Raw genomic sequence first — 12485 nt, 5'->3', positions numbered from 1 at the left:
GGCGATCGGCATCTCGGCAAGCCGTTTTTCGGCGCCGTAAATCGCGAGGCCCATGGCTGTTATATAGGCAGGATTGTTTATGTCGCGGGCGCTTCCTCTTATATTGCGGGGATATCCTATTTCGGCGCTCACCCCGAAGGCCGCTTCCAATCTCTCTATAATATCCTCTGACGGAAATGAACTTCCCGTAATTATTATTTTGGAAGCCGGCCTTGGGCCGCATATTTTTCCGGCGCTCTCGCCGAGTGATTTCATGGCGCTAACATGAAGGATGTTTGCGCCGCATACATCAATACCTCGCAGGACATCGTTAAAAAATACGGAGAGAGAGGTAAAGCTATTGTCCGCTTCGAGTAAGATTATGCATCCCGGCTCCTTTTCCTTTGGAAATACACATGCGGCAGTCGCAATACCGGAGAAGACGGCATCTTCAAGTTCAACGCCCGCTATATTCAGGCATTTTATTATGTTCTGCAGAAACGGCATATCTGCCGCGATGAGAAGCGCGTCGACCTCCATCTTTACTCCGTACAGACCCAGAGGATTTTTTATGCCGTCCTGGCCGTCCACTACGAAACTCTGCGGGATGGAATGTATTATCTCTTTTTCCAGTCCAAGCGGCACTGCCTCGGCAACCCGAAGGACATTTTTTATATGCCTATTGAAAATCTCCTCACCCCTTTTACCCAGCATGACCATGCCTCTCGACTTTTCGTTTGTTATATTCGCTCCAGACATGCTTACGAAGGCCTGTGTAACTTCAAATCCTGCTTCCTGTTCCGCGGCCTTTAAGGCGTATCGTATGGCGTTACTCAAAACATCTATATCAAGCACGCCCTTATTGCCCATGAACTTGCCATCGGCTTTTCCCAGGCCTACAACAGCGATGCTGCCGTCATATTCTAGATTAGCTATACAGACAGTAATGCGCGAGGATCCCACATTCACAGCTGTTATAATATTTTCCTTGTTCATCTTTTCCATTTCGGACCTATGACCGGTTCACCGAACCGGAGGTCAATGTAACCTATATCCGAAAGCCATATCTTCGGATCGGTCAATATTTCTTTCAGGCTTAGAAGGCGCTTGGCGTAATCTTCATGGCCTATGCGTATTTCCATGCCGTCGTCAAGAGTAAATGACATGCTCTTTATATTTCCGGCATTTATTTCTCGCAGTATATGGTTATTTAATATACCAGATTCTTTGATAAATTTAAACAATATTAATGCCTGCCTGAGCGATTTTGAACCTATCTTCTTCCCCATCGCCTCGCGAAGATTGACGCTTATGCCGCTTATGACCGGCAGGTCTTTATCCGGCGAATCTTTGACATCCGATAAAACGATACATTCCTCATCGATGGGATAGTAACGCTCCTCGCGAAGCTGCGCCACCGGTTTGCGCAAAAGCGCGACAACAAGGATAGAATCGGGAAATGCCCTTCTTATCTGAATGGCCTTCAGCTCGCGGTAATTATCAAGCATATATTCGCCGATTTCGCCCAAATCGAGTTTGAATATATTCTTACCGTAGGCCATTTTGCCTATCTCGCTATAATCGACGCTTGATGTCGATTTATCTCCCGCCAGCAGTATCTTCTTTACGGTAAAATAAGGCGAGGTCGTATAAAATAGATGCGCGTACCATAGAAATCCGGCGAGCAACAAAAGAAAGATCGCCAAACCCAGCAATTTTCCCCTTAAGGCCTTTTTAGATTTCATGCCTTACAAAAAATCAATCCTTGTCGCCTCTATTTTTAAGAGCGAGTTCCAAAAGCTTCATACATAACTCATCAAACCTTATACCCGCAGAACCTGCCGCTTTCGGAAGCAGGCTCCTTGTCGTAAGCCCCGGAATAGTATTTACCTCAAGCACAAAGATATCGCCGCGCTCGGATAAGATCATATCCACTCTTGAAAAATCCCGGCACCTTAATGCTTTATGGGCCAAAAGCCCAAGCTTCTGCGCCCTTTTATAGATATGCCTCGGGAGAGAGGCCGGCACCATGTATTTTGTTTTCTTGTCTTTATATTTCGCGTAAAAATCGTAAAAATCTCTGCCGGGTACAATCTCTATGACGGGGAGCGGTTTTTCATCCAGAATGCCCACGGTTATCTCGCGCCCTTCGATAAAGCGCTCTACTATTATTTTATCGCTGTACCGGAAGGCCCTTTTGAAAGCATCATTTAATTCTTCGTTTCTCTTTACAATGGATAAGCCTATGCTGGAACCTTCGTTCTGCGGTTTTACAACAAGAGGATATAAAAAGCCCTTTGCCTTTTTCGCGTTACGCCTGTCGAGAATTCTATAAGGCGGCACCGGAATCCCACGCTTTTCAAATATTTTTTTGGACGCTATTTTATCAAGCGCTAATTTTGATGCCGTGACGCCGGAACCCGTATACGGAAACCCCATATTTTCCAGCACCTTCTGTATTGTACCGTCCTCGCCAAAACGGCCGTGTAAGGCCAAAAATATAAGATCGGCTGACAGCTTATCAATAATGCGCTTCACCCCGACGCCTGTAATGTCCACCCGGACGACATCGCAGCCGGCCTTCTTCAGGGCTTTGTATACTGCCCGGCCGGATCTTATCGATATTGCCCGCTCACTGGACGACCCGCCCGCCAAAACCGCCACTTTGCCGAATCCCTTCGGGTTATACAATTTTTATCTCCGGTTCGAGTTCGACCCCGAACTTCTTTTTAACTTCGCTTTTCGCGATACTTATCAGCTCAATAATATCACCGCATGTTGCGTTTCCGGTATTGATTATAAAATTCGCGTGCTTGGGCGAGATAAGCGCGCCGCCGGAACGCCTGCCTTTAAGTCCGCACCGGTCTATCAATTCCCCCGCGGAAACACCGGCTTCTTCCGGATTTTTGAAGACGCATCCGGCGCTTGGCAAAGACAGGTCCTGAGCCGTCTGTTTTTTTCTTAAATAATTATTACATTCTCCGGCAATATTTTCTTTATCATCCTTCTTGAGCCGAAATTTAATTTCTGTTATCGCTAAGCCTCTTAAGTTTGATGACCTGTACCCGAAATTAAGTTCTTTTTTCGAAAAGATCTGTTTATTGCCGCCAAAATCGTAGGCCTTTACCTCTTCTACAAAATCCCCGACGCTATTCCAGGTATCTTTTTTCGCATAATGGCGCACGCCCGCATTCATGGCTACCGCTCCGCCTATCGTACCCGGTACACCGGCCAAAAACTCAAGGCCGCTCAGGTTATGCTCTCTTAAAAAGTGGAGAAATTCTCTCGTCTGAACGGCAGATGAAACCGCTACTTTAAAATCGCCATGATATATTTTCTTTAAACGCGGCGATGTCATACTTATGACCAGGCCTTTTATGCCTTCGTCGCGCACAAGCAGATTAGTCCCGCTGCCGACTATAAGTACGGGTAAATTCCGCTCTTTCGCCATGCTAAGGCAGCTTCGCAGATCATCAATATCGTCCGGTTCGATCCATATCTCGGCGGGCCCGCCTACCTTGAAAGAGGTATGCCTCTTCATCGGCTCATTATAGAGTACCCTGCCCTTTACGAAATCTTTCACATCTATCAGTGATTCTGTTATCACAATATACCTTTTTTAGTGAAGAAAGTTTCCAGTTCGGATGCAATTTCATTTACATCCCCTGCTCCCAAAATCAATATCATATCATTCTTTTTGGCAATACCTTTAATCCTATTTACTATCGCCTCTTTCTTCAGGTACTCTACGCTACTATCGCCCAGTCTTTTAATTTCCGAGCAAAGCCGCCGAGCGCTAACTCCTCTTATTGGTTTTTCGCTCGCGGCATATATGTCGGTTAATATAAGCCGGTCTGCCTCGCCGAAACACTTAAGAAAATCTTTAAATAGCTCTTTAGTCCTTGTGTAGCGGTGCGGCTGAAAGACGACTATAAGATTCCTTTCGAGCGATCTGCACGAACTGAGAACCGCTTTTATCTCTGTGGGATGATGCGCGTAATCCTCTACCACCATTATCTCCGAAGGGGTATCTTTTATCTCAAACCTTCTTTTTGTACCCTTATAGTGCCCTATACTGTCTTTTATCTTCTCAAAATCTATTCCCGCATCATGCGCGACGGCGATTGTTGCCAGGGCATTCAAGACATTATGGCGGCCGGGTTTCGGAAAAGTCAGCACATTCGGCATCTCCTTGCCTCGCACAGAACACCGAAAGCGCACGCTAAGCGCTTCCTCTTTTATGTCGAATGCTTTTATATCTGGATTGCCCTTAAGGCCGAAGGTAATCTTCTTCCCCCGATAACTCTTCAGCACGTCTTTAAGGTATCTGTCGTCGCTATTATAATAAACAGCGCCGCCTGTTTTCACGTTATCTGCAAATTTTTTATAAATATTCAAAGCGTTATTTATATCCTTAAAATAGTCCATGTGTTCTTTGTCTATATTTAATAAAACGGCGATGTCGGGGCGAAATTTCAGAAAAGATCCGTCGCTTTCGTCGGCCTCAGCCACAAAATAATCTCCCCTGCCGCAAAGTATATTTGAACCGAAATTCAGGACCTCGCCGCCTATTGCCGCGGACGGATCTAATCCGGCATCTTTAAATACAAGCGCGGTAAGAGCGCTTGTTGTGGTCTTGCCGTGAGAACCGGTGATCGCTATGCTCCGCTTTTCGGCGAGCATCTCGGACAGCATATCGGCGCGGTGCATTATTTTTATGCGCTTGCGCCGGGCGGCCTTCAATTCGCTATTATCGTTATCGATTGCGCTGGAATATACCGCAATATCGCAGTTCGTGATATTCTCTTTCTTGTGGCCGATAAAGCACTTTATGCCTTCTTTCCTCATCTCTTTTATGATGCTGCTATTCCTTACATCCGAACCGCTTACGGCGCGGCCTGTAAAATTAAGAATACGGGCTACGCCGCTCATCCCTATGCCGCCTATCCCTATAAAATGTATTTTTTCATTCGAATTTAATTTCATGAAAGCCCCGCCAATAAACCCACTTCATCAGCCAATTTTTCCGCGGCCTCCCGCATGGAAAGATTAGCCAGCCTTTTTTTCATCAGGTACCTTAATGCGCTGTCTTCCAAGAAGCGCAGAATAGCCGCCTTAAGCGATTCGGCAGAAAGATTCTTCTCTTCTATCATAATAGCGGCGTTTCTATCAGTAAGGTATTTGGCATTATCCGCCTGATGGCCTCCGGCAAAGGGATATGGTATTAGAATGGACGGCATCTTATGCAGGCATAATTCAAATATAGATGAGGCCCCGGCCCTGCTTATAGTTACGTCAGCGGCGCTATACGCCGTACCCATATCCTTGAAAAAAGAATACACTCCGTAAGAAACGCCTCCGATCTTTTCATACGCGTCTCTGACCATATCGTAATCGTTGTCACCCGATATGTGTATCACCTGAATACGCCGGCGCAGCAATTCGTCCATCCCTCGAAAGACATCCAGTAGAACTAAGTTGATCCTTTGAGACCCCTGGCTTCCGCCTATTACGAGTATCGTAAACTTGGATATATCCATCTCCAAAAGATTAAGCGCTTTCTCGCGCGCGCTTATCTTCGCGGCAGAGCGTCTTATAGGATTTCCCGTAACCACCATATTCTTCCTTTTCCGCTCTTCGCTCGACGGAAAACTCAGGGCGACTTTTGTCGCGAAGTTGCGCATCAATCTGTTTGCCCTTCCCATCGTTATGTTCTGCTCGTGTATTATAGTCGGAACCCTGAGGAGCGACGCGGCTACAAAAGGCGGCCCGGAGACATACGAGCCGAAAGCTACAAAACAATCCGGCTTTTCCCTAAAGACGATGCCTGCCGATTTCACGGCTCCCGTAAAAAGCGATTTTATAAAATCTACGTTGCCGGCAAAGGACCTTCTCTCTATGCCCTTTACGGGCAGCGTGTAAAAATCGTACCCGCTTTCTTCAAGGAGGCGTTTGGCCAGAAGATTTTCCGAAGTTATAAAAGATATATTCAGATCATCTTTATAGCGCTTCAGGAGCTCTTCTGCCAGAGTAAGCCCCGGAAATATGTGGCCTGCGGTACCGCCGCATGCTATTACTATCCTTTTTCGCTTCTTTTCGCGCTTATCTGACATTTTCCCGCCCTATATTGAGAAGCATTGCAACCAAAATCAAATGTACTACGAGGGATGTCCCCCCATAACTCATAAAAGGCAGCGGTAATCCTTTTGTCGGCAAAACGCCCGTAGACACACCTATGTTTATCACCGCTTCCAGGCCTATTGTCGAGGAGATGCCCATAGCCAATAGCCTCGAAAATTCGGAATCCTTGCGAAATGCCAGCGCCATCCCCTGCCATACGAATACTGCGAACAAAATAACGATAAGCGAGCTGCCCAAAAACCCCAGTTCTTCCCCTATTATTGAAAATATAAAATCTGTATGCGATTCAGGAAGATAAAACAATTTCTGCTTTGAATTTCCCAGCCCTACGCCCAAAAGCCCTCCCGAGCCGAGAGCGATAAAAGATTGTATTATCTGAAACCCCGTACCCTTTGGGTCTTTCCACGGATTGATAAAAGCGAGTATCCGCGACGCCCTATAAGGAACCGAAAGGACAAGATAATAGAATGCCGGTATGCCGGCCGCGAAAATAACTAGTATATGCCGTATATCGGCTCCATATACAAACAGTAAAAGTACGCCCAACGCCGCCAACTCAAAAGAGCTTCCGAGGTCGGGCTGAAGCAATACAAGGCCGCTCAAAGCGCCTATTATGAGCATTGCCGGAACAAAAACGCCAAAAAGAGAGTAACCTTTTACAGATTTCCTGTCCAAAAAATCTGCCAGATACAGCAATAAAATAGGTTTTACAAGCTCGACCGGCTGAAAATTTATGCCTCCCAGCCTAAACCAGCGCCTGGCCCCGCCTATTGAAGCACCTATGCCCGGTACGAGGACCAAGGCCAAAAGTAAAAACGCGAAAAGCAAGAGCGGCCGTGAATACCTTCTAAGGGCGTGCAGGTCTACATGCATAAAATATATGGCCAATATAAGCCCTAGCACAAGCGAGAGAAGATGCCGCTTAAGAAAATAGAAGTTGTCGTGAAAATTTTCATAGGCATAAACGGTGCTTGAACTATATATCATGACTACGCCGAATGCTACAAGCGCCGTCGTAACTACCAAAATCGCTATTCGTATATCCCGCAAATCGTCTTTCATTATCGTGATGAAAGAGGTACCGGTTCCGGAATCCTATAGAGCTCATCCAAAACTGCGGCGTTAAACACCTCTCCTCTCTCTTTATAATCTCTGAACATATCAAAACTTGAACACATGGGCGATAAAAGAACGGCATCTCCTTCTATGGACATCTGCCTCGCTAAAGAGACCGCGTCTTTCATTGTCCTTGCCTCTCTAATGGGCATTAATAAGCCCTCCAGGTCTTTTCTTATCTTGTTTCGCGCCTCTCCCATAAGTATGATGCATTTCAACTTATCCGCGCATTTTCTGACGGGAGAATAATCACTGCCTTTATCTCTGCCGCCAGCTATCAGTATAACAGCGCCGGAAAGCGAATTAAGCGCCTTTATCGTGCTATCGACTGTCGTACTTTTAGAATCGTCTATATATTTTACGCCGCCGGATTCGGCGACTAATTCAAACCTGTGCCGGAGCCCTGCGAAATCCGTCAAAACCGGCAGCATCTTCGCGTCTTTTTTTATAAGTTTTACGGCCAGTATGGATGCGAGCGCATTTTCAACGTTATGCCGGCCGGCGAGAGTAATATCGCTTCTTCTGCAAATCTCCTCCGGGGTCTTCGCTAAATTGAGCATCACTTTTTCACCGTCCAGATAGATGCCCCTTACCTTTTCTTTCATACTGAAATAAAATACTTTTGAATTTATCTTCTTCCCCAGCATCCTGACCGCAGAGTCATCATAATTTAATACGGCGTAATCGGTCCTTTTTTGATTTTCAAATAACCTGGACTTAGCTTTTCGGTACTCGGCCATATCGCGGTATCTGTCAAGATGGTCCTCGGTCAGGTTAAGATAGACCGCTACCTTCGGCCTGAATTTTTTTATCGCCTCAAGCTGAAAAGAGCTGACTTCCACAGAGACTACAGAATTCCCTTTTACCTTTAACGCTTCTTCGCATATCGGCGTTCCGATATTGCCCAATAGAAACGATTTTATATTATTCGCTTTAAGTATTTCGTGAATAAGCGTCGATGTAGTGCTTTTTCCGTTTGTCCCGGTCACGGCAATTATGGGAGCGCGGCAGAAAAGGCTGCCCAGCTCAAGCTCGCCAATTACGGGTATCTTATTCTGTCTCGCCCATCTTACACACTCGGCATTTAGCGGTACTCCCGGCGATATCACCATTATATCGGTATTCGTTATGAATTGCCTTGTATGGCCGCCCACTTCATATTCAATACCGCCAAGAAGGCTTAACCTTTCCCTCACCTCGGGCGTATCCTTTGATTCGCTGATGCGTACTTTTGCCTTAAGCGCCTTCAAAAGTTTCGCGGCACTAAACCCACTATCCGCAAGGCCTATTATCGTTACGCGTTTATTTTTAAAATCCATCTTTCTTTCCATTACATCAATTTAAGTGACGCGAGCGTAAGAAGCGAGAGGATTGCAGATACTATCCAAAAGCGTATCGTTATCTTGGACTCTGCCCATCCTTTTAACTGAAAATGGTGATGAAGCGGCGCCATTAAAAATATTCTCTTCTTCCTCAGTTTAAACGAAGCGACTTGTAAAATTACCGATAAAGCTTCCACGACAAATACGCCGCCTACAAGCGCCAGCAGTATCTCTTTTTTAATGAGTACCGCTACGACGCCTATCGCCCCGCCGAGGGCAAGAGAGCCCGTGTCCCCCATAAAGACTGACGCGGGATGGGAATTGAACCAAAGAAAACCGAGTCCTGAGCCGACGATTGCGGCGCAAAAGACCGAGATCTCCGCCGCCTGAGGTATGAACGGTACCCCCAGATAGCCGCTCAAATTTAAATTCCCCGTAATGTAGCTCAGGGCGCTGTAAGTACCCGCTATCATGGCAATGCACCCTATCGCAAGGCCGTCAAGGCCGTCGGTAAGATTCACGGCATTGCTTGCGCCCACTATAACAATGATCACGAACGGTATATAAAATATTCCCAGATCTATGACAAGTTTTTTCAGAAAAGGAAAATACAAAATACTGCTTCCTTCCCCCGGTATATACAAAAAGAATGCGACTATGAAACCGACTATTATTTGGCCTGTAAATTTTGTGATCGACCTGAGCCCCCTCACATCCTCGCGGACAAGCTTTATATAATCATCGATAAACCCGATTATAGCAAGCCATAGGGTCGAAGCAAGTGCCAGCCATACATAAGAATTATCCAGGCGCGCCCACAGAAGAGTCGATAAAAGAATACTAACCACTATTAAAATACCGCCCATGGTGGGCGTGCCCGTCTTTTGGCCGTGGAATTTATCCAGAGTAGGCGCATCGCGTCTCGATGTCTTTTCCCCCACTTTGTGCAGCGAGAGAAGTCGTATAACCCAAGGCCCAAGAAGTACACACAGTAAAAACGAGGTAACAGCCGCGAAAGCGGTCCGAAATGTTATATACCTGAAGACATTAAACCCGAACCAAAAATCACTTAGGGGATATAAGAGATGGTAAAGCACTTTATGACTTCCTCCATGCGCATTCCGCGCGAACCTTTTACGAGTACGACATCATCCGGCTTCACTATTTTTTTCAGAACAGATGCGGCCTCTTTTTTTGTCCGGCAGAACCAGATATTTTGCATACCGCTTTTCTTAGCTGCGAGAAAACTATTGCGTGCCAATTTTCCAACGCTTATGAACTTGTCTATGCCCGAATCGGCTACCAGTCTCCCCATTTCGCCGTGATAATAAGCGGATTTTCTGCCTAATTCCAGCATATCGCCGCTCACAAGTACCTTACTGCCTTTGGAATTGTAACTTGACAGTGTGGCGATCGCGCTACTCATTGAGAGAGGGTTAGAATTATACGTATCATCTATAAACTCTATACCTTCAATTATACTCCTTACCATTCTCTTATCAAGCGAAACATAACCGCACAACGCTTCGCTGATTCTCGCGAGCCTTATACCAAACAGCGCTCCTATAGAAATTGCGGCCAGCGCATTATATATATCATGGTGTGAAGCTGATTTTATTAAAAAAGTTGTGCCGCTGACTCTAAATGACCAATTTCTACCTTCGTGCTTTATTGACTCTGCCCTAAAATCGGAATTATTCTCTATGCCAAAACGTACGGCCTTTAAAGTTTTTCTGCCAAAAGAGCGGAGAATGAAGTCATCACCGTTTAAAATGGCGATATCCCCCCTTTTCAAAAAATCCAAGAGTTCCTTTTTGGCAGCATATACGCCGCTTAAATCCCTTAAATATTGCAGATGAGACGGGCCTATGTTAGTTATGATTCCGATATTGGGGCGGCTTATTTCGGCAAGCCTCTTTATCTCGCCTATTCTGCTCATGCCCAGTTCCACCACAAGGCTATCGTACGTATCTTGCAGCTTGAGTAAAGTATGCGGAACACCGATGAGGTTATTTTCGGTTCCGGAATTCTTTAAGGGGCGCCATTTTGTCTTCAGCGCTGTATATATCATCTCTTTCGCGGTCGTCTTGCCATTGGAACCCGTAATTGCCACGACCGGAATATCAAATCTTTCTCTATGTAAGCGCGCCAAGTCGCCCAGCGCCGTCACGGTATCATCTACGGCTACAAATATACGATTATCGGCGGATCTAAAATCGAAACCGAATCTCTTTTTTGCATAATTTATTTTTTTAGACGCTATGATTACCCCGGACGCCCCCTCCGCGAGCGCTTTGGCGATAAAATCGTGGCCGTCATAGCGCTCGCCGGGAATGGCTATAAAAATGGCGCCGCTTTTTACTGTCCGGCTGTCCGTAGAGACACCTGTAACCTCTTTAATCGCGGGATGATTAAGACATCTTCCGCCCGTCGCCTTTATGATCTCGTTTACCGTAAACATTTGCTATGCCTTTTAGTCAATATCTCTTCTATCGCTTCTTTGTCGCTGAAAGGAAATATCTCTTTGCCTATTATCTGGTAATCTTCGTGGCCTTTGCCGGCTATAATTACAACGTCGGATTTTCCTCTTACCGCAAGCGACTCCTCTATAGCCTTAAACCTGTCGGAAATCCTTTTATATCCGCTAAAACCCTTTGCAATACCGGCCTCTATTTCATCCAATATGGCCTCCGGATCCTCGCTTCTCGGATTATCGCTCGTAAGTATAATTTCGTCCGCGATTTTGCTTGCTATTCGTCCCATCTTGGGCCGTTTTGTCCTGTCGCGGTCCCCTCCGCAGCCAAAGACAGCCACGAGCTTACCCCCGCAAAGCGCTCTCAGTTCGGAAAGCACCTTTTCCAGCGCATCATGCGTATGCGCATAATCTACAAATATCCTAAAGGGTTGCCCCATATCAACCGATTCCAACCTGCCCGGAACCGCCTGAAAGCGCTCTACGGCTCTTTTAATAATTTCGGGGCTTACTCCTTCAAAAAAACACGCTGAAGCGGCGGCAAGAATATTATAGATATTATGCCGTCCGATAAGCACGGTCTTCATCCCGATATCTCCCTCCGGAGTAGTAATTACGAAAGAAGAGCCGCCTATATCCGATTCTATCTCCACTGCCCTGAAATTCGCTTTATTCTTTATGCCGTAATCGATTACCTTTGCCTTTGTGGCTTTCTTAAAATAATCGTAATAACCGTCATCTCTATTCAAAACCGCCGTGCCATTTTTTGTGAGCGATTCAAACAATATTCTCTTTGACGCCGCGTAATTTTTCATAGTCTTATGGTAATCGAGATGGTCTCCGGTTATATTTGTCAAAACTGCTGTCTTAAAATTTACGCCGAATACGCGGTCCTGCTTAAGCGCGTGGCTTGAAACCTCCATCACCGCATAATCGCTTCCCGATTTCCTCATTCTGTCAAACAGTGAATGCAGCAACATCGGCCCCGGAGTAGTATTGAATGAGCTTTCCGTCTTTTTGCTTATTTTATAGCCGACCGTCCCCAAAAGAGACGGCAAGCGTTTCGCCTCTTTTAATATCTCATATATGAGATAAGAGACAGTGGTCTTGCCGTTCGTTCCCGTTATCCCTATGATATTGATATCGGAAGATGGTTCGTCGAAAATCCTTGACGCTAATAACGAAAATGCCCGGGACGCATCCTTGACCAATATGACGCCGCCTGTCTTCGGCGCACTTTTCGGATCATCCACGCACACTGCCGCCGCACCTTTCTTTAGCGCATCTTTGATATAATCGCAACCGTTATGCCGGGGGCCGTTTATTGCTACAAAAATCTCGCCTTTTTTAAGAAGACGGGAATCGGCATTAATGCCGCTAACCGCAAAATCTTCCTTCAATCTAATCAGCTTATGATCTATGTCCTTAAAAAGGACTTTTATCTTCTTCATGGC

The 12485-nt window shown here is 46.0% G+C and carries 11 protein-coding genes; all 11 read right to left on the bottom strand.

What is annotated here, in order from left to right; genetic code table 11:
* Positions 1-984: hypothetical protein (locus tag KKI13_06175; GenBank protein ID MBU4488632.1), on the bottom strand; the 984-nt coding region annotated here is incomplete at its 3' end.
* The gene (locus KKI13_06170) at positions 972-1724 is read right to left on the bottom strand and encodes a cell division protein FtsQ/DivIB (protein ID MBU4488631.1); all 753 of its coding nucleotides are present in this window, start codon (positions 1722-1724) and stop codon (positions 972-974) included. The genes KKI13_06175 and KKI13_06170, both read right to left, overlap by 13 nt.
* A 13-nt stretch (positions 1725-1737) precedes the next feature.
* Entirely contained in the window at positions 1738-2670 is a 933-nt protein-coding gene (locus tag KKI13_06165; GenBank protein ID MBU4488630.1) for a D-alanine--D-alanine ligase, read from the bottom strand.
* On the bottom strand, positions 2663-3586 hold the full coding sequence (murB, locus tag KKI13_06160) for a UDP-N-acetylmuramate dehydrogenase (protein ID MBU4488629.1): 924 nt from the start codon (positions 3584-3586) through the stop codon (positions 2663-2665). The genes KKI13_06165 and murB overlap by 8 nt, the downstream gene beginning before the upstream one ends.
* A complete protein-coding gene (murC, locus tag KKI13_06155) occupies positions 3583-4965 on the bottom strand; it encodes a UDP-N-acetylmuramate--L-alanine ligase (protein MBU4488628.1) in 1383 nt (460 codons plus the stop codon). The genes murB and murC overlap by 4 nt, the downstream gene beginning before the upstream one ends.
* Positions 4962-6092, bottom strand: a complete 1131-nt coding sequence (gene murG / locus KKI13_06150) for an undecaprenyldiphospho-muramoylpentapeptide beta-N-acetylglucosaminyltransferase (protein MBU4488627.1) — start codon at positions 6090-6092, stop codon at positions 4962-4964. The genes murC and murG overlap by 4 nt, the downstream gene beginning before the upstream one ends.
* Entirely contained in the window at positions 6082-7182 is a 1101-nt protein-coding gene (gene ftsW / locus KKI13_06145) for a putative lipid II flippase FtsW (protein MBU4488626.1), read from the bottom strand. Before ftsW ends, murG begins: the two co-directional genes overlap by 11 nt.
* Positions 7182-8567 (bottom strand): UDP-N-acetylmuramoyl-L-alanine--D-glutamate ligase, encoded by a 1386-nt coding sequence (murD, locus tag KKI13_06140; GenBank protein ID MBU4488625.1) that lies wholly within the window; start codon positions 8565-8567, stop codon positions 7182-7184. The genes ftsW and murD overlap by 1 nt, the downstream gene beginning before the upstream one ends.
* The gene (gene mraY / locus KKI13_06135; protein MBU4488624.1) at positions 8567-9655 is read right to left on the bottom strand and encodes a phospho-N-acetylmuramoyl-pentapeptide-transferase; all 1089 of its coding nucleotides are present in this window, start codon (positions 9653-9655) and stop codon (positions 8567-8569) included. Before mraY ends, murD begins: the two co-directional genes overlap by 1 nt.
* Entirely contained in the window at positions 9628-11019 is a 1392-nt protein-coding gene (locus KKI13_06130; protein MBU4488623.1) for a UDP-N-acetylmuramoyl-tripeptide--D-alanyl-D-alanine ligase, read from the bottom strand. The genes mraY and KKI13_06130 overlap by 28 nt, the downstream gene beginning before the upstream one ends.
* Positions 11007-12482, bottom strand: a complete 1476-nt coding sequence (locus KKI13_06125) for a UDP-N-acetylmuramoyl-L-alanyl-D-glutamate--2,6-diaminopimelate ligase (GenBank protein ID MBU4488622.1) — start codon at positions 12480-12482, stop codon at positions 11007-11009. The genes KKI13_06130 and KKI13_06125 overlap by 13 nt, the downstream gene beginning before the upstream one ends.
* Positions 12483-12485 lie beyond the last annotated feature (3 nt).

It is taken from the genome of Candidatus Omnitrophota bacterium (assembly GCA_018894435.1).
In the GTDB taxonomy this organism is placed as follows: domain Bacteria; phylum Omnitrophota; class Gorgyraeia; order JAHIPI01; family JAHIPI01; genus JAHIPI01.
This window is presented reverse-complemented; position numbering and strand designations above follow the sequence as displayed.

Bases quoted from the DNA above. Each gene is read 5' to 3' on its own strand.
- KKI13_06170 (MBU4488631.1), bottom strand. From the start codon at position 1,724: ATGAAATCTAAAAAGGCCTTAAGGGGAAAATTGCTGGGTTTGGCGATC.
- murC (MBU4488628.1), bottom strand. From the start codon at position 4,965: ATGAAATTAAATTCGAATGAAAAAATACATTTTATAGGGATAGGCGGC.
- murG (MBU4488627.1), bottom strand. From the start codon at position 6,092: ATGTCAGATAAGCGCGAAAAGAAGCGAAAAAGGATAGTAATAGCATGC.
- ftsW (MBU4488626.1), bottom strand. From the start codon at position 7,182: ATGAAAGACGATTTGCGGGATATACGAATAGCGATTTTGGTAGTTACG.
- murD (MBU4488625.1), bottom strand. From the start codon at position 8,567: ATGGAAAGAAAGATGGATTTTAAAAATAAACGCGTAACGATAATAGGC.
- KKI13_06130 (MBU4488623.1), bottom strand. From the start codon at position 11,019: ATGTTTACGGTAAACGAGATCATAAAGGCGACGGGCGGAAGATGTCTT.
- KKI13_06125 (MBU4488622.1), bottom strand. From the start codon at position 12,482: ATGAAGAAGATAAAAGTCCTTTTTAAGGACATAGATCATAAGCTGATT.